Origin of the sequence: Aurantimonas sp. A3-2-R12, assembly GCF_036016755.1 — a bacterium.
GTDB classification, from domain to species: Bacteria; Pseudomonadota; Alphaproteobacteria; order Rhizobiales; family Rhizobiaceae; genus Aurantimonas; species Aurantimonas coralicida_A.
Window position 1 is genome coordinate 1 of record NZ_JAYXIH010000003.1, and the last position, 17,757, is coordinate 17,757.

The 17,757-nt window shown below is 63.9% G+C and carries 17 protein-coding genes; 4 read left to right on the forward strand and 13 right to left on the reverse strand.

Going from position 1 to position 17,757, the window contains the following annotated elements; genetic code table 11:
* Nucleotides 1-88 precede the first annotated feature (88 nt).
* The 4 genes from VSX60_RS02120 to VSX60_RS02135 form a co-directional block, all read right to left on the reverse strand.
* Entirely contained in the window at nt 89-622 is a 534-nt protein-coding gene (locus tag VSX60_RS02120) for a hypothetical protein (RefSeq protein WP_327622488.1), read from the reverse strand.
* Between the two features lie 395 nt (nt 623-1,017).
* Nucleotides 1,018-2,361, reverse strand: coding sequence for an NAD-dependent dihydropyrimidine dehydrogenase subunit PreA (gene preA, locus VSX60_RS02125; RefSeq protein WP_327622490.1), 1,344 nt, complete (start codon nt 2,359-2,361; stop codon nt 1,018-1,020).
* Nucleotides 2,362-2,372: 11 nt separating this feature from the next.
* Entirely contained in the window at nt 2,373-3,737 is a 1,365-nt protein-coding gene (locus VSX60_RS02130) for an NAD(P)-dependent oxidoreductase (protein ID WP_327622492.1), read from the reverse strand.
* A gap of 186 nt (nt 3,738-3,923) precedes the next feature.
* Entirely contained in the window at nt 3,924-5,561 is a 1,638-nt protein-coding gene (locus VSX60_RS02135) for a CHASE domain-containing protein (RefSeq protein WP_327622493.1), read from the reverse strand.
* Between the two features lie 195 nt (nt 5,562-5,756).
* Between VSX60_RS02135 and VSX60_RS02140 the strand changes: the two genes are divergently transcribed.
* From VSX60_RS02140 to VSX60_RS02150, 3 genes are all read left to right on the forward strand, one after another.
* Nucleotides 5,757-6,140: a hypothetical protein gene (locus tag VSX60_RS02140; protein WP_327622494.1), complete on the forward strand. Its 384-nt coding sequence runs from the start codon at nt 5,757-5,759 to the stop codon at nt 6,138-6,140.
* A gap of 165 nt (nt 6,141-6,305) precedes the next feature.
* Complete coding sequence (locus tag VSX60_RS02145; protein WP_327622495.1) at nt 6,306-6,953, forward strand: SCO family protein; 648 nt, start codon at nt 6,306-6,308, stop codon at nt 6,951-6,953.
* Nucleotides 6,954-6,986: 33 nt separating this feature from the next.
* Nucleotides 6,987-7,856: a F510_1955 family glycosylhydrolase gene (locus tag VSX60_RS02150; protein ID WP_327622497.1), complete on the forward strand. Its 870-nt coding sequence runs from the start codon at nt 6,987-6,989 to the stop codon at nt 7,854-7,856.
* A gap of 93 nt (nt 7,857-7,949) precedes the next feature.
* Here VSX60_RS02150 and VSX60_RS02155 read toward each other — a convergent pair whose 3' ends face one another.
* The 9 genes from VSX60_RS02155 to VSX60_RS02195 are packed head-to-tail and all read right to left on the reverse strand — an operon-like array spanning nt 7,950 to nt 15,202.
* A complete protein-coding gene (locus VSX60_RS02155) occupies nt 7,950-8,735 on the reverse strand; it encodes an SDR family NAD(P)-dependent oxidoreductase (protein WP_327622499.1) in 786 nt (261 codons plus the stop codon).
* Nucleotides 8,736-8,757: 22 nt separating this feature from the next.
* Nucleotides 8,758-9,138 (reverse strand): DUF423 domain-containing protein, encoded by a 381-nt coding sequence (locus VSX60_RS02160; RefSeq protein WP_327622500.1) that lies wholly within the window; start codon nt 9,136-9,138, stop codon nt 8,758-8,760.
* A 31-nt stretch (nt 9,139-9,169) separates the two neighbouring features.
* The gene (gene mnhG, locus VSX60_RS02165) at nt 9,170-9,571 is read right to left on the reverse strand and encodes a monovalent cation/H(+) antiporter subunit G (RefSeq protein WP_327622501.1); all 402 of its coding nucleotides are present in this window, start codon (nt 9,569-9,571) and stop codon (nt 9,170-9,172) included.
* Nucleotides 9,568-9,924, reverse strand: coding sequence for a cation:proton antiporter (locus VSX60_RS02170; protein ID WP_327622502.1), 357 nt, complete (start codon nt 9,922-9,924; stop codon nt 9,568-9,570). Before VSX60_RS02170 ends, mnhG begins: the two co-directional genes overlap by 4 nt.
* A complete protein-coding gene (locus tag VSX60_RS02175) occupies nt 9,921-10,394 on the reverse strand; it encodes a Na+/H+ antiporter subunit E (protein ID WP_327622503.1) in 474 nt (157 codons plus the stop codon). The genes VSX60_RS02170 and VSX60_RS02175 overlap by 4 nt, the downstream gene beginning before the upstream one ends.
* Entirely contained in the window at nt 10,391-12,049 is a 1,659-nt protein-coding gene (locus VSX60_RS02180) for a monovalent cation/H+ antiporter subunit D (RefSeq protein WP_327622504.1), read from the reverse strand. The genes VSX60_RS02175 and VSX60_RS02180 overlap by 4 nt, the downstream gene beginning before the upstream one ends.
* 2 nt (nt 12,050-12,051) lie before the next feature.
* Nucleotides 12,052-12,429, reverse strand: a complete 378-nt coding sequence (locus VSX60_RS02185; protein ID WP_327622505.1) for a Na+/H+ antiporter subunit C — start codon at nt 12,427-12,429, stop codon at nt 12,052-12,054.
* Nucleotides 12,429-12,848: a Na+/H+ antiporter subunit B gene (locus VSX60_RS02190; protein WP_206455351.1), complete on the reverse strand. Its 420-nt coding sequence runs from the start codon at nt 12,846-12,848 to the stop codon at nt 12,429-12,431. Before VSX60_RS02190 ends, VSX60_RS02185 begins: the two co-directional genes overlap by 1 nt.
* Entirely contained in the window at nt 12,845-15,202 is a 2,358-nt protein-coding gene (locus VSX60_RS02195) for a putative monovalent cation/H+ antiporter subunit A (protein ID WP_327622506.1), read from the reverse strand. The genes VSX60_RS02190 and VSX60_RS02195 overlap by 4 nt, the downstream gene beginning before the upstream one ends.
* A gap of 426 nt (nt 15,203-15,628) precedes the next feature.
* Between VSX60_RS02195 and VSX60_RS02200 the strand changes: the two genes are divergently transcribed.
* Nucleotides 15,629-17,740, forward strand: coding sequence for a S9 family peptidase (locus VSX60_RS02200; RefSeq protein ID WP_327622507.1), 2,112 nt, complete (start codon nt 15,629-15,631; stop codon nt 17,738-17,740).
* Nucleotides 17,741-17,757 lie beyond the last annotated feature (17 nt).

The following is a 17,757-nucleotide window of genomic DNA, read 5'->3' on the forward strand; positions in this document are numbered from 1 at the left end:
CAAATCTGATGAAACAGCCTTTCCCATGAAGCACCTCCTGCTCACAGAGAATCAAACCGAACATCAAATGGGAACCCGTCGATTCAAATTATTCGCCGGATGCTCTAGCGCTTTCGATTGCGTCGGAGGTCTGCCCTCGCAATTCCGCCAAGTCGGCTCGCGCGACCGTCACAGCGCCCTCCAATCCCAGCCACAAGGCAGCGAATTCCCGCCGCACGGCGCCGCGCGAGAGGTTTCCTTCGGAGGCCTCGATCCGGCTGAGCGGATAACGCAAGGCGCCTACGGCCCTGCGCAAATCCGGGGACACGTCGGCGGATAGAACCTGGCGAATCTCCGACATGATCGATGAAGCGGCAAGCATGATTTCGCCAGCGCTTTTGCCCTGAAGTCTGGCCTCGTCATTTTCGCTACTGTCGTCGGCCGCAGGCGAAAACCGCAATTGGATCACCGCGGTTTTTTCCTTGGCAATCTCCAGCCGACTCAGCGGGGCAGAGCCCCCGTCATAAAGTTTGCGGGCAAGCTCCAGCGAAACCAATTGCGAATCGTAGGAAAAAGCCGCGAACACAAGAGTCAGGGATGCGAAGATAAAGCTGCCGACTAGGAGTCGTAGATTGATCGACATCACCGCGATAATTCCGCCCGCTCCAACAAACCCGAACGGTCTTCCGAGAGGAAGCTTCCGAACAGCGGCGACTATGGAGCGCTCAAGTTACCGGGGGGTTACGCCACAGTCGGCGTAGTCAGCATATCCCGCTGTTTTTTCATTATCTTCACCTGCGGGTAGCGCTGGCGCCAGCATTTGCCGCGACATATTGCAATTTTCGAATTTTTTTGGGCGACTTGGATCACGATGAAAGCCGATCGATGCTATCCGATGTCATGAACCCATCGATTCCCGTCAGTTAGCGCACAATGCAGGTGGAAGACCGGTTTCACTTTCCTCATTTCGCGCGAGCGAGCGGCGGTCGATCCTGCGGCCTGATGCCGCAAGTCTGGTCGCACTCGGGGGAGCTCGGTCTACTCCGCGGCGTCGGGAAGATTGACCGGTTTCGGTGCGAACTGCATCGTTTCTTTCGCCATCGGATTGTTCGGGTGGTTCGTCCAGTTGCCGTATTCGTCCGGGATCGGCTTCTTCGTGCGCGGGTCGGTACCGGCGATCTGCTCCATGGTGATGCAGTTCTCGACCGGGCAGACATTGACGCACAGATTGCAGCCGACGCATTCGGCGTCGATCACCTCGAAATGCCGCTTGCCGTCCACCATCGCCGTGATCGCCTGATGCGACGTATCCTCGCAGGCGATGTGGCAGCGACCGCACTGGATGCACAAATCCTGGTCGATCCGCGCCTTGGTGACGTAGTTGAGATTGAGGTATTGCCAGTCGGTGACGTTGGGAACGGCCCGACCACGGAAATCCTCGATCGTGGCGTAACCGTTCTGATCCATCCAGTCGGACAGGCCCGACGCCATTTCCTTGACCACCTTGAAACCATAGGTCATCGCCGCCGTGCAGACTTGCACCGTGCCGCAACCGAGCGCGATGAATTCGGCCGCGTCGCGCCAGTTGGTGATGCCGCCGATGCCGGAAATCGGCAGGCCGCGCGTCTCGGCGTCGCGGGCGATTTCGGCCACCATGTTGAGCGCGATCGGCTTGACCGCCGGGCCGCAATAGCCGCCATGCGAGCCCTTGCCGTCGATTGTCGGCGTCGGAGCAAAATTATCCAGGTCGATCGAGGTGATCGAGGAGATCGTGTTGATCAACGAAACCGCGTCGGCGCCACCCTTCTTCGCGGCCCTGGCCGGAAAGCGGACGTCGGTGATGTTCGGCGTCAGCTTGACAATGACAGGCAGCGTCGAATGCTGTTTGCACCAGCGCGCCACCATCTCGATATATTCGGGCACCTGACCGACGGCCGCGCCCATGCCGCGCTCGCTCATCCCGTGCGGACAGCCGAAATTCAGCTCCACCCCGTCAGCGCCGGTCTCCTCGACCAGTTTCAGGATCTTCCGCCACGGCGCCTCTTCGCAGGGCACCATCAGCGAGACGATCATCGCCCGGTCCGGCCAGTTGCGTTTGACCCGGGCGATCTCCTCCAGATTGACGTCGAGCGCCCGATCAGTGATCAGCTCGATATTGTTGAGGCCGAGCAGCCGGCGGTCCGGCCCCCAGATAGCGCCATAGCGCGGACCGTTGACATTGACGATCGGCGGATCCTCGCCGAGCGTCTTCCACACGACGCCGCCCCAGCCCTGCTCGAAGGCGCGCTGGACGTTGTATTCCTTGTCCGTCGGCGGCGCCGAGGCGAGCCAGAACGGATTGGGCGAGGAAATGCCGAGGAAGGAGGTGCGAAGATCAGCCATGCTTTTGTTCCCTATGCCTTCGCGCCGACGAACGTCCGGTGGATCGCCTCAGCCGCCACCTTGCCATCCTCAACCGCAACCACGGTCAGGTCGTCGCCCCCCGAAATGCAGTCGCCGCCGGCCCATACGCCGGGCAGCGACGTGCGCCGGTCGGCATCGACCTTGATGCGGCCGAGCTCGAGCTGGATGCCTCCCCCTTCGCCATCGATACCATCCGGCAGGAAGCTCTGGCCGATCGCCTTGAAGACCTGGTCGGCTTCGAGCGTCACCGTCTCCCCCGTCCCCACCAGCCGGCCGTCCTCGGTGCGGGTCCGCTCCAGCTCGATCCCGGTGACATGGCCGCCCTCAGCCAGAATCCGCTTCGGCTGCAAATTGCAGCGGATCGCAATGCCGCGGGTCTGCGCGATCTCCTGCTCGTAGCGGGAAGCATTCATGGCTTCTTGGCCCCGACGATAGGCGATGGTCACCTCCTGGGCGCCGAGGCCCTTGGCTTGCACGGCCGCGTCGATCGCCGTCATGCCGCCGCCGATGACGACAACTCGGCGCCCGATCGGCAGCGAGGCGAGATCGGTGGTCTGGCGGAGTTCGGCAATCCAGGCGACGGCGTCGGCCGAACCCGCTTGGCTCTCGCCCTCGGTGCTGAGCGCGTTGACGCCGGCAAGGCCGAGGCCCAGAAAGACCGCGTCGAAGTCCCGGCGTAGGTCGGCGAGATGGATATCGCGGCCGAGCGCCTTGCCGGTTTCGAGCGAGATGCCGCCGATATCGAGGACGAAATCCACCTCGCGCTGAGCAAAGCCCTGCGTCGTCTTGTAGGCGGCGATGCCGTATTCGTTGAGACCGCCGGGTTTTTCCCGGGCATCGTAGAGCGTCACGTCATGGCCGTGCATGGCGAGGCGATGGGCGCAGGACAGGCCCGCCGGTCCGGCCCCGACGACGGCGATCCGCTTGCCCGTGGAGGCGGCGCGGGTGAAGGGATGCGCGCTCTTCTCCATCAAAATGTCGGTGGCGAAGCGCTGCAAGAGCCCAATTTTGACCGGCTTGCCCTCGGCGATCTCGCGCACACAGACTTCCTCGCAAAGCGTCTCGGTGGGACAGACGCGGGCGCACATGCCACCGAGAATGTTCGACGACAGGATTGTCTTGGCCGCGCCAGTCGGATTGCCTGCTTGAATCTCGCGAATGAACAGCGGAATGTCGATCGAAGTCGGGCAGGCTGTCATGCACGGCGCGTCGTAGCAAAAGTAACAGCGGTCGGCCTCGACCACCGCCTCGTGCTCCTCGAGCGGCGGGTGGAGGTCGGAAAAATTCGCTTTCAGCGTGTCGGCATCAAGGCGCTTCGCGCCGATATCGGGCCGGATCGGTCGGGCTTCGTTCATCGCGGACAGTCCCTCCAGCCAGTCACCATCGGCGACCGCGCGAGAGGCGCCCTCCCCGGTCAGCCTGATCGAGGAAGAGAATGATCCGAGTTTTTCACAAGGTCAAATTTTTTATCGTTTGGTCAAAAACCACGCCCGTCCGGCCGGCTTTCCGACGGTCGACGGCACCCGCGCGCAAGGTCCGTCTCACGCGGTCGTTTCAGCCTTGCGCAATGCCTCGTCCGTCCACGGGAAAGCGATCCGGATGCCGAGCCGATTCGCCCCCGGCCGCCGTGTGATCGTACCGCCGAGTTCGCCGGTGACGTTGATGTTGATGAGACGGGTCCCGAAGCCGCTTCGCGGCGCCAGCGACGGAGTTTCGGCGATGCCGAATTCGCACCAGTCAATCGTCACCTCACCGCCCACGAGCGCCCATCGAACCGAAAGGCTTCCGTGCAACGTAGCGAGGCCACCATATTTCAGCGCGTTGGTGGCCAGTTCATGGAAGGTCAGCCCCAACGCCTGGGCCTTCGTCTCGCTGACCTCGATGTCCGGTCCGCTGATATCGCAAGCTTCCAGCCGATCGCCGAACACCTGGCGCAGCTCTCCCGCCAAAAGATCGCCAATCTTGGCCCGCTTCCACTGCGAGCGGGTCAATATCTCCTGGGCCGACGCCATCGCGCCGAGCCGAGCCGCGTAGGACTCCAGAAAATCGTCCACCCCCTTGGCGCCGCGGGCGGTCTGGCGAGCAATCGCCAAGACCCGCGCGATCGAGTTCTTGATGCGATGGTTCATCTCCGACAGCATCAGATCCTTCTGGGCGAGATTGCGCTCGCTTTCGGCGTGCAGTGCCGCGACCGCTTCGGACCGTCGCGCCTGCGCCAAGGTCAGCAGCGCCAGAAGGACGGCGAGCAACAATCCCGCGAGCGCAAGGACAACCGCGGGAAGGACCGAGCCGATTCTCTGGAAATCAGCCGTGGGAGTCAGCCGGAAAATCCAGTCGCGACCCGCAACTTCGAGATTCCGCACCACCGCGAACTTCTCGTTGCGACTCGCGTCGGCATCGACGCGCGATGTGAATATCCGAGATCCTGGCGCCATCTCGCCGTCGAACGCCTCGACGAGCACCGGTAGGCGCGGGCTTTGCTGAAGCGCGGCGGAAAACAGATCGCCCAACCGGAAGGGCGCGTAGACGAAGCCTTGTGTCTCACCGACGGCGCCCGCCGCCTGCGCCGCTTCAGAGAAAAACGGCAGATAGATCAGAAAGCCGACCTGAGGGTTCTCGTCGATCTCCTGAACCAGGCTGACCGGAGCGGTAGCGCTCGCCTCGCCGGTGCTCGCCGCCCGCTGCATGGCTTCGCGGCGACTTGCGTCGGAAAACATATCATAGCCGAGCGCGGCGCGATTGCGTTCGTCCTGCGGCTCCAGCAGCACGATCGGAGTACGCTCGGTCTGGTCGGTCGCGGGCCAGATGTCGGCCACATCACCGTAATTCCTGCTCAGGGTTGCGCGGGCGGCCGCGTCGTCCTGCGTCGGGACGGTCAACGCGAAACCAACGCCCTGAATCCCGTCGAACCGTTCCGTCAGATCAACCTTGTCGAGGAATCGGGAGAATTTTTCCCGCCCGACCTGCTGACCCTCGACGACGAGAAAGGCGTGAGTGGCATGCAGCAGCGACAGATGCATCTGCAGACGGGCGGAGATCCGCGCCATGGCATCGTCCGCGACGCCCACAAAGCGCAGACGATCGGCGTCGCCACTCGCCTTCCAGACATGGCCAGCCAGCGCGAGACCCAAGGTCGTCACGATGGCAAACGCCAAAACCGAAAGGATACGTGTCCTCAAGCAGAGCCGCCGTTCGATCGTTTCATGCTCCCCCGCTCCGGGCCATAGCAGTGCGCCTGCCATTTGTCTCGCTCGCAGACGACGGGCTTGAACAATGATGATTCGCCGTCCACCGGTGGACGGGCGCGGTGGCCGATACGGCAACATCGAACGCCGCCCGTGCCGAGGCTGCCGACCGGCCAATTCAGGGGCGGAGTGGCTGCGGATCCGGCGTGCGTTGGCATCGGGCGCGCGAAGGGCTATATCGGCGTCATGTCGGCTCTTCGTCGGATCCTCGTCTTCACGCTTTTCCTGACCTTCGCGTTGGGAACGCCCGGCTATGGAATGCCGCCGGGCGACATGGCGGACAATGCCCTGACGGTCACGAGCGGCGCCACGACGCCGGATACATGCGACACGTGCGCGAATGACATGGCGAAATCGGTCTGCGTTTCTCCGTGCCTAGTCGTCGGCGTCCTGTCTTGTGCTGACGATTGTCTGCCGGCGGGGGCGGAAGAAGTTCCCGGTTGGATGCCCGAGCGGCCGACGCCCGACGCCATCGCCGCGCCAGACCCTTTCCCTCCTAAACTCTTCGCATAAGACGAAGCGATCGCCGCAGCCGCGGCGGTCGATGTCGACGCCCCGATGCGCCCGACGGCCCGCGATTTTCGTTGCCGTTCGGATCGTCGGCCCGACCTGATCCGGACATAGGAAACTCAGATGCGATCCATCCTTCGCCAAGCCCTGGCGGCAGGGCTTTTCGTCATGATGTCCGTGCCGCCTGCGGCAACCGCGCATTCATTGGACGATCTCCAGGCGCAACTCGGCGAGAACGAGCAATATTTTGAGCCGAGAAACGAGCCCGCTCCCGACTTTTCGCTTCAGGACGCGGCAGGAAATACGGTTCGCCTCAAGGATCTTCGTAACCAGGTCGTGGTGCTGAACTTCGTCTATACGCAGTGCCCGGATGTTTGCCCTCTTCATGCCGAGACGATCGCTCGCGTGCAGAAGATGGTGAACATCACCCCCATGAAGGATCGCGTGACTTTCGTCACGGTAACCACCGATCAGGTCCGCGATACGCCCGATATTCTCCGAAGCTATGGCGATGATCATGGGCTTGATCCGGCAAACTGGCGGTTTCTCACCAGTGGACCGGAACGACCGGAACAGACTCGCAAGCTGGCGGAAGCCTTCGGTCACAAATTCAAAGTGACGGAGGATGGCCTTCAGCTCCACGGCATCGTTACCCACGTCATCGATCAGAACGGCGTTTGGCGAGGAAATTTTCACGGCCTGGCTTTCCAGCCGGTCAACCTCGTCAGCTTCGTCAACGCACTGACCAACGATCGGGATTTGCATGACAAGCCCGCCGATCCTTCCTGGTGGACGACGTTTCGTTCGCTGTTCTGACCTCATCCCCCTGCAACTCGAATAGGAACTCCAATGAAAAACCGTACGACATCATTCCTCGCCATGGGCGCTCTCGCCGCCGTGGCCGTGGCAGGCTCCGGTTGGTCGAGCAGCCAGGCCCAGAGCATGCCAATCGCCGAGGTCTCACATATCCATGGCATTGCCGTGAATCTGTCCGACCCGTCCCGGCTTTACCTGGCAACCCACGACGGTGTGTTCCTTACCTCTCCCGACGGCACGGCCGAGAAGGTATCGAGCAACACAGACGACTATATGAGCTTCACCTCGCATCCCTCCAACGCGAACACCTTCTTCGCGAGCGGTCACCCAAAAACAGGCGGAAATTCGGGCTTTCTCGTATCGCGTGACGGCACGAGTTCCTGGGAACAGGTCTCCCCTGGCGTCAACGGGCCGGTCGACTTCCACGCCATGACCGTCAGCCCCGCCGATCCGAACGTGCTCTACGGCCTTTACGGCGAGATCCAGACAAGCGCGGATGGCGGCAAGACCTGGGAGGTGGTCGGCGCACCGCCCGCCGACATCTATGGCTTGGCGGCGTCGGTCTCAGATCCGAAAACGGTCTACGCGGCCACCGGCCAGGGCGTAATGGTCAGCCGCGATGGCGCCAAGACCTGGGAGCCGAGCGGGCCTGCCGGACAGCCGGCGAGTTTCGTCAAAGCAGCCCCGGACGGAACCGTCTACGCCTTCGTGGTCGGCTCCGGTCTGGTCAAGCTGGCGAAATCCGCAAGCGAGTGGGAGCCGATCACCGACCGTTTCGGGAACCGTATCCTCATCCACTTCGCCGCCGATCCGAGCAATCCCGACAATCTGTTCGCTGTCACCCAGCAGAGCGAAGTGATCGTCAGCAATGACGGCGGCAAGAGCTGGAAGCCGCTCGGCTGAACCAGCCCCCAAGCCGCCGGACGATTCACGGCGGCTAGGCTGCGTCCGCCGGGCGGCCGAGGAAAATGGCGGAGCGCTCGCGGGCGCTCCGCCTCAGCCCATGAACTGGCCGCCATTGACCTCGATCACCTGGCCGGTGATGTAGCCTGACAGCTCCGGGCTGGCGAGAAACAGATACGCCGGCGCGCAATCCTCGGCGGTGCCAAGGCGCTGCATCGGAATCGTCGCGGCTGTCGCCTCCAGCTTTTCCGGCGTCGAATAGCGGCGATGGAAGTCGGTCATGATCGTGCCGGGCGAAACCGCATTGACGCGGATGTTGTCCGGCGCGAGTTCCTTGGCGAGTGCCCGTGTCCAAGTCGAGATGAAGGCCTTGGAGGCCGAATAGAGCGATGAGCCCGGGCTGCCGCCGATGGTCGCCGCGACCGACGATGTGTTGACGATCGCGGGAGCTTCGGCGGCCTTCAGCGCCGGAAGGAGCTTCGTCGTCAACGCCACGACGGATCGGACGTTCAAGTCGAGGACGTGATCGTATTGCGCCCGGTCGACGTCTCCCGCCGCCACCCGGCCGCCCATCGTGCCGGCATTGTTGACGAGAACGTCGATCCGGCCGCCGACTTTGGCGAGGATCGCCTCAGCCAGGCGCTCGCCCCCCTCCGGGTCGGCAAGATCGGCGGTCAGCAGCGTCAAACGCTTGCGATCCTCTGCCGGTAAATTCGCGAGCAAGTCCTTTTCCGCATGTTCCAGACTGCGTCCCGCATGGGCAACGACATCGGCGCCCGCAGCGAGAAACGCCCGCGTGGCCGCCGCGCCAATGCCGCGTCCCGCACCGGTGATGACGACGGTCTTTCGGGCAAAGAGCGCTCGATCGAAACCATTCATGGGGATTCCTCCAATTTCGATTTCATAGTGCCGGCGGCGTCGACCGCTGCCGTGCCATTCCCACAGCGATACCAGCGATTGCCGTCACCAGCCACGCCCCGATCAGGATCATACCTCCGAGCGGCGCGGCATTGGCGAACAACCGCTCGCTCCACACGACCCGCGCCGCCAGATCGCCGGAAAACAACAGCGTTCCGGCGATGGTCAGCATCCCCGCAATGGCCGACAGGTGCGGCATCATCGGCCGCAACACAGCCAGCGCCAGCAATGCCGGCGCGTGAACCAGCGCGATCGCCGCCGCGATGGCGACAAGCCGTGTGTCGCCGCCATGGGCGGCCAAGGCGGCGCCGGCCACTCCGGCCGCGCCGAAGAGGCCCGCAAAGACGATCAGCAGCGCCGTCACGCGGCGGCATCCGTCGAGCGACCGAGCGGCATCATTGGCTCTCGCCGACGCTGGTGACCGGGCCTTGCGGCGGTGGCGCTTTCGCGACTCCCAAGGTCGGATCGACAGGAGGCATCTCGTCGAGGACGGAGCCCTCCCACATCCGATAGCCCACCGAATAGGAGGCCTTGGCCAGGAGATGGGCCGAGATTGGCGCGGTCAACAGGAAGAACACTACGGCGGCGAGCGCCCTGAGCACGACCGGCGTCTCGTCCGCGGTGATTGCGAGGGCGATCAGCAGCATGGCCGAGCCGACCGAGCCCGCCTTCGAGGCGGCGTGCATCCGCGTGTAGATATCCGGCAAACGCAGAATGCCGAGCGCGGCAACGGCAGCGAAAGCGGAGCCGGCAAGGATCAGGAGACTAGCGATGATGGTCGAGATGTCCGCGATCATGTCTTTTCGCCCGCTCTGGCTGCATTTGCGGCAGCCTGCAACTGCTCCACCCGCTCTTCCTCGGTCTTGCCCCGCGCCATGATGAACCGCGCCAACGCGACGGTCGCGAGAAAGCCGACGAGGCCGAGGGCGATCGCGATATCGATGTAGAGTGTGAAGCCGGTGTCGATGCCGATGACCGCGATGAAGCCGATTGCGACGCTGGTCAGCATGTCGAGGCCGAGCACCCGGTCGGGCAGCGTCGGCCCCATGACGATCCGGGTCACGGTGATCAGAAAGGCCGCACTGAGTAACACCAGGGCGACAGAGAGCGAAATATCGAGAGACCACCGGGCGAATTCGTGAAGGCTCATCGAAACGCCTCCAGGATCTTGCGCTCGAAACCGCCGGCGATATCCGCCTTCGTGGCTTCGGGATCGGAGCAGTCGATCGCGTGGACATAGAGGGTGGAGCGATCCTCCGAGACGTCGACGGACAGGGTGCCGGGCGTCAGGGTGATCATGTTGGCCAGGAGCGTGATCTCGAAGTCGCGGTCGACCTTCAGCGGATAAGCGAAGATGCCGGGCTTGAGGTCGGGCTTCGGTGTCAGCACCAGCACGGCCACCCGCCAGGCGGACATCAGCAGTTCATAGACGAACAGCAGGAACAGCGTGAGGATGCGGCCGGCCCGGCCGACATAGCCGACGGTGCCGACCTGCTCGCGGATCAGATACAGCGCCGCCGCGCCCAGCACGAAGCCGAAGACGAGGTTGAGCAGGGTGAACGAGCCCGAGATGATGACCCAGATCAGTGCCAGGATGAGGTTGAAGAGCGAGAGCCTCACGATCCGCCTCCGAAGACCGAGGAGAGATAGGCCGCGGGATCGATGACGCCCGCCGCCGCGCCGTCGGTCAGCCGCGCCAGCCACTCCGGCCAGACGCCGGCGGCGATGACGAAGCTGATGAGCCCGAGCATCGGGACCAGCGACAGCGCCCTGCCCGGCCCGGGCGCCTGGAACGTCTCGGCTTCGATGCGCGCGGCCTCGCTCTCGCTGGCCGCCGACTGGATCGCCGGCAGCGGTCGCCAGAAGGCCAGCGCGAAGACACGCGCGCTGGCGATGGTCAGCAGGAAGCCGGACAGAAGGATGGTGGCCGCCAGCCAAGGCATGTCGGCGGTGATCGTGGCGCGGACCAGTGCGACCTTCGGCCAGAAACCGGAAAAGGGCGGCAGGCCGGACACCGCGAACAGGAGCATCAACACCAACGCGGCGAACAGCGGGTGGCGGTGCCACAGTCCGCCCATCTCCGCCAGCGATGACGAGCCGGCCAGATACGCCGCGGTTCCGGCCGCCAGATAAAGTCCGGTCATGACGACGATCGAGTGAAGGGCGTAATAGATCGAGCCGGACAGCCCGGTCTGAAGCACCGCAGCCGCCGGCGCAGGCTCGACCACCGAAAGAGCGCTGGAAACAGCAGTCATCGAGGGCACCGCCAGCCCCGCGAGAATCGTGCCGATGCCGGCGATGACGACGTAGTTCAGAAGCCGCCGGAGATCGGTCTGCGCCAGCGCGCCGAGTGCCCCGACGAGCATGGTCAACCCCGCGATCCAGGCGATTACCGATGCGAGGCCGGCCCGCTCCGGCGGAAACAGCATCAGCAGCACGCGGATCATCGCGTAGACGCCGACCTTGGTCAAAAGCCCGGCGAACAGCGCCGACACCACGAAGCGCGGCGTGTGGTAAGAAGCGGGCAGCCAGGAATTGAGCGGAAACGCCGCGGCCTTCAGCGAAAACGCCACCAGATAGAGCACGGCGAGGGTGTAGACCGCGCCGTCATCCGGCATCTCGGCGGCCTTTGTGGCGATATCGGCCATGTTGAGCGTGCCGAAGATGCCATAGAGATAGCCGGTGGCGATCAGGAACAGCGTCGTGCCGACGAGATTGAGCATGCAGTATTTGGTCGCGCCGTCGAGCTGTTCGTGCTCGGAGCCGAGGATCAGGAGCCCGAACGAGCCGATCAGAAGCACCTCGAACCAGACATAGAGGTTGAAGATGTCGCCGGTCAAAAAGGCGCCCGAGACACCGCCCATCATCAGGAACAAAAACGGATAGAAGCCGTAGCGCCGTTCCGTCGCGCTGATCGAGGCCACGGCGTAGATCGCACAGGCGAGCGCCACGAAACCGGCGACGCTGACGAACAGCGCGCCCATCAGATCGACCGTGAAAGCAATGCCGAAGGGCGGTTTCCAGCCGCTCATCATCATCGTCTGCGGCCCCTCTGCGGCGACCTTGACGAGGAGCGCGACGTCGATGCCGAAGAGAAGCACGAAGCCGGGGATCGCCAGCCACGGATGCCAGTCGATGCGTTTTCTCAGCATCAGGAGGCCGGCTCCGAAAATGAAGCAGGTGACGACCGGCAGCACAACAAGATAGTCGGACGCCGCGACCGCACCCTTCACCATGGCTTCGGCCTTGAGGACCTCGATGTTTCCGATAGCCATGGTCAGTAGCCGAGGGGCGGCAGCCCCTGGTCCTTGGGTTCGGCGAGGCGCATCTCGTCGGTGTTGTCGGTATTGAGATCCTGATAGGCGCGATAGGCCAGCACCAGCAGGAAGGAGAAGAAGGAGAAGGAGATCACGATCGCGGTCAGGATCAGCGCCTGCGGCAGCGGGTTGGCGATCGCGCTTTCCGGTATCTTGAGATCATCCGGGATGATCGGCGGCGCGATCGGTCCGATGCGCCCGGCGGTGAAGATCAACAGATTGACGCCGTTGCCGAGCAGGACGACGCCGAGCAGCATGCGGATGATGTGCTTCGACAAGAGCAGATAGAGCGATGTGCCGAACAGGCAGGCGACGACGAAGCTGAGCGCGGTTTCCATCAGTCGCTCTCCCTCTCTTCGAGGGCCAGGGCGATGGAACTGATCGCTCCGACGACGACGAGATAGACGCCGATGTCGAAGAACAGCGGCGTCGACAGGCCGACATCGCCGCCGAGGATCGCCGGAAACGCCCACAGGCCGGTCAGGAACTTGGCGCCGACGAAGAGTGACGCCACGCCGGACAAGACCGCCATCATCAGGCCACTGGCCGCGATCGCCATCGGGTGGAAATACAAAGCCCGGCGGACCGGTGCAACGCCACAGGCGATGCCGTAGATGGCGAAGGCCGACGCGGCGATCAGCCCGCCGATAAAGCCGCCTCCTGGCTCGTTATGCCCGCGCAGCAGCACGAAGATCGAAAACAACACCATCAAGGTCGTCAGATAGGGGATGGTGAAACGGAAGATGACCGTCCTCATGGCGTCTGCTCCGTCGGATCGGGGTAGCGCTCGCCCTTACGCCCGACCCTAACGCGGATCAGCGCCAGGATGGCCAGGCCCGCCGTCATGACGACGGCGATCTCGCCCATCGTGTCGATGCCGCGGAAGTCGACGAGGATGACGTTCACGATGTTGCGCCCGTGGGCGATGGTGTAGCTGTAGCGCTCGAAGAAATCCGACAGCGAGGCGTCGAAGGGGCGCTGGGTCACCGCCAGCAGGAACAGGCCGAAGCCGGCCCCGCCAGCGATGGCCAGAACGGCGTCCGGCAGGGACTCGCGCAGCGGCCGGTGATCCGCCGCGGACAGCCGTAGCCGGGTCATCACCAGGGCCAGGATGACCACCGACAGCGTTTCGACCATGAATTGCGTGAAGGACAGATCCGGCGCGCCGAGCAGCATGAAGATCAGCGCCACAGCGAAGCCCTGAATGCCCAGAGAGACGATGGCGGTCAAGCGGTTCTTGGCGATGACAACGGCAAAGATGCCGAGGACCACGAGCCCGAGGACGGTCCACTCGTAGAAGGCCAGAGTGGGGAAGTCCGGCATGGCCGGAAAGGCGTCCATATAGATCATCGGCCCGAACAGCGCCGCGATGATCAGCACGACGGTGACCGTCATATAGATGTCGAGACGGCCCGATTGCAGGAAATTGGTGATCGCGAAGGCCCCGCGCAAAAGCCCCCGCATCGCCTGGTCGAACCCCTTGTCCGGACCCCAGCCGATCGCGGCGAGAAGATTTGCCAGGCCGGAGCGGAGCTGCGCCGCGAAAACATACAGCGTGATGCCGAGCGCGATGGTCAGCAGCGACAGCATGAAGGCAAGGTTCAGATGCGGCACCCAGCCGATCTCGATCGCGACCGGCTCACCCAGCGCGGCCGAGGCCATCGGGCTGGAGAAATTGGCGTGATAGGCACCATAGAACAGCGCGCCGAGGAGACCGAGGACGCCGAGGGTCAGGGGACCGAGCCAGATCGTCGGAGCCCCCTCGTGAGGATGATGGATCGTCTCCGGCATCCGGCCGACGAACGGCTTCAGCGCCACGACGAAGGCGGCCGCGAACATCAGCGCGTTGCCCGCGATCGCCGCGATCATCAGCGCGATGTGCCAGGGGTCGCCCTGTTCGAGCGCCGCATAGATCTCTTCCTTGGCGAGGAAGCCGACGAAGGGCGTGATCCCGCCCATCGACAAAGCGCAGAGCATCGCCGCAGTGAAGGTGACCGGCATCGCCCGGCCGAGCCCGCCGAGACGGTCGATCTCGCGCGTGTGCGCCCCGTGGTCGATCGATCCGGCGACCATGAACAGGCCGCCCTTGAACAGCGAATGGGCGATCAGATAGAGCACCGCGCCGGTGATCGCGGCCTCGGTGCCGACGCCGATCAGCATGACCAGAAGGCCGAGCGAGGCAACGGTCGTATAGGCGAGCGTGATCTTGATGTCGCTGGCGCGGATCGCCAGCAGCGCCCCGACGACCAGCGTCACCGACCCGAATAGCGGCAGGATCGTCGTCCACAGCGCGGTATCGCCCAAGGCCGGATGGAAGCGCAGCAACAGATAGACGCCTGCCTTCACCATCGTCGCCGAATGCAGATAGGCCGAGACCGGCGTCGGGGCTTCCATGGCGTTGGGCAGCCAGACGTGGAACGGCATCTGCGCCGATTTGGTGAAGGCGCCGGCGAGCACGAGAATCAGGATCGGCACGTAGAAAGCGCTGTCGCGCAACGCGTCGCCGGCGGCGAGCACCTCACTCATCGAGGACAGGCCGAGCAACTCCCGGATCACGATCAGGCCGGCGAGCAGCGCCAGCCCGCCGCCGCCAGTGATCACCAGCGCCTGAATCGCGCCGCGCCGCGCCGCCTCGCGATGGTGATCGAAGCCGATCAACAGGAACGAGGTGATCGACGTCAGTTCCCAATAGACGAACAGGGTGATGAGATCGTCGGCCACGACGAGCCCCAGCATCGCCCCCATGAACATCAGGATGAATGAGAAAAAGCGGCCCTGGTCCTTATGGCCGGCCAAATAACCGCCGGAATAGAGCACGATCAGCGTGCCGATGCCGGTGATCAGGAGCGCGAAGGTCGAGGACAGGCCGTCGATCCGGAAGGAAAACCGCACGTCGAACGATGGGATCCAGTCGAACCCGAACAGCAGTACGTTGCCGTCGGCGACGGCCGGCAGCGCCTGCAGGAAGAACAGGAAGGCGAGTGCCGGGGCGAGTGCCAGCGGCCAGCAGGCGTGCTGCTTGAAAAGACGGGTGAGGATCGGAGCCAAAGCCGCGGCGATGAACGGCAGGGCAAGCGCCAAAAATCCTGTCGTTGCCTCGATACCCGTCATCCGCGGCGCGTACTCCATCCCTCGCCTGTCGCCACCTCGCATTCGCGACGCGCCGTCCCGACTCCCTCATACGGAGAGCAGCCTTTGTGGGCAAGACTGGTTCGCCCGAAGCCTGATCCGCACCCCGTTTCTAGTATAGTGGTATGCCATACGCCACAGAAAATATCCGTGCAGCACGCGAAAAGTGTGACCCTGCCGGTATCGCATAGGCGTCAGTGATTCGGCCCGCCGACCTCGCACCCTTGGCGCCGCTGCCCACCCGGCCACGGATCGACGGCCCCGGATGGGACACGGTGCGTCAAGTCATTGGGCAACCCACGCCGCGTGCGGTTTGGCCTCTACGTCATTCTTCGCTACTATTGCGCGAAACGTCGTCCTCTTTTTCCAGCGTTCGATTCTCCCAGCCCTTCCCGCAAGTCAGGCCTGATGACAAACTCCTCCACAGCCGAATTGAAACCCACTCCCCCCCTCGCCGAGCGGCGCCCCCGGACCGACGTCCGGCATGGCCGCGAGCGCTCCGACGACTACGCATGGCTGCGGGCCGACAATTGGCAGGATGTGTTCAAGGATACGAGCGTCCTGGATAGCGAAATCCGCGAACATCTCATTGCCGAGAATGCCTATCAGCAGGAGGTGATGGCCGGCACCGAGGCGCTCCGCGGAGCGCTCGTCAAGGAAATGCGCGGGCGAATCAAGGAGGATGATTCGTCGGTGCCCGCCCCGGAGGGAGAATGGGCCTACGGCGCTTCCTTCGAGACCGGAGCGGAATATCCGCGCTTCATCCGGCGTCCCCGCTTCGGCACCGCGGCTCAAGAGACGGTGCTTCTCGACGGGCAGGCGGAGGCCGCCGATCGCGCCTATTTCTCGCTCGGTGGCGTCAGCCACTCGACCAACCATCGCTGGCTCGCCTGGACCTGTGACGACAAGGGGTCGGAATTCTACACCGTCTCGATCCGCGACATGGAGACCGGTGAGGACCTGCCGCTGCGGATCGAGGACACCAGCGGCGGCACGGTCTGGTCGGCCCGCTCGAAGGGCTTCTTCTATACGCGCCTCGACTCCAACCATCGTCCGAGCCGGGTCTATTTCCATCGCCTGGGAACCGACCCGCTCGACGACGCGCTGATCTACGAGGAGACCGACACCGGCTTCTTCATGGGCGTCGACAAGACCCAGTCGGGCGAATTCGTTGTCATCGACATTCACGACCACGAAACCTCCGAATGCTGGCTGATTCCCGCCAACAACGCGGCGGCCGAACCCCGCCTGCTGGCGCCGCGCGAAACCGGCATCGAATACAGCGTCGACGAGGGCAACGGCACCCTTTACATCCTGACCAATTGTGACGACGCTCGGGATTTCAAGATCGTCACGGCGCCGACCGACGCATCACGGCGCTCGGACTGGACCGATTTCGTCGCGCATGAAGATGGCCGTCTCATCCTCGGCCACATGGTGCTCAAGCGTCACCTGATCTGGCTCGAACGTCGGGACGGCCTGCCGCGGATCGTCGTCAAGCGGCTGTCGGACGGCGAGGAGCATGCGATCGCCTTCGAAGAGGAAGCCTATTCGCTCGGGCTGGCCGGCACGTACGAGTTCGACACCGACACCATCCGTTTCACCTATTCGTCGCTGACGACGCCGAACCAGACCTTCGACTACGATGTCGAGACCCGCGAGCGCACTCTGCTGAAGACGCAGGAGGTTCCCTCCGGCCACGACCCGGCCGACTACGTGACCCGGCGCATCTTCGCGCCGGCCAAGGACGGCGAACTGGTGCCGATCTCGCTGCTCTACCATAAGGATACACCGCTCGACGGCACCGCGCCCTGCCTGCTCTACGGCTATGGCTCCTATGGCATCGCCATCCCCGCCAGCTTCAGCACCAATGCGCTGTCGCTGGTCGATCGCGGCTTCGTCTACGCCATCGCCCATATCCGCGGCGGCAAGGACAAGGGCTTTGCCTGGTACGATGCCGGGCGGCGGCGCAACAAGGCCAACACGTTCACCGATTTCATCGCCTGCGCCGACCACCTCGTCGCCGAAAATTACACCCGGCATGAGCGGATCGTCGCCAATGGCGGCTCGGCCGGCGGCATGCTGATGGGCGCCGTCGCCAACATGGCGCCGGACAAATTCGGCGGCATCATCGCCGTGGTGCCCTTCGTCGACGTGCTCAACACCATGCTCGACGACACGCTGCCACTGACGCCGCCGGAATGGCCCGAATGGGGCAATCCGATCCTGTCGGGCGAGGACTACGAGATCATCGCGTCCTACAGCCCCTACGATAACGTCAAGCGGCAGGCCTATCCGCCGATGCTGGTACTGGCCGGGCTCACCGATCCGCGCGTCACCTATTGGGAGCCGGCCAAGTGGGTGGCGCGGCTACGCGAGGTGAAGACCGACGACAATCCGGTCATCCTGCGCACCAACATGGATTCGGGCCATGGCGGCGCCTCCGGCCGCTTCTCCAAGCTGGAGGAAGTGGCCTATATCCACGCCTTCGCGCTCAAGCTGATGGGCAAGGACGGGTAGTCCGCCGCCGCCCCACG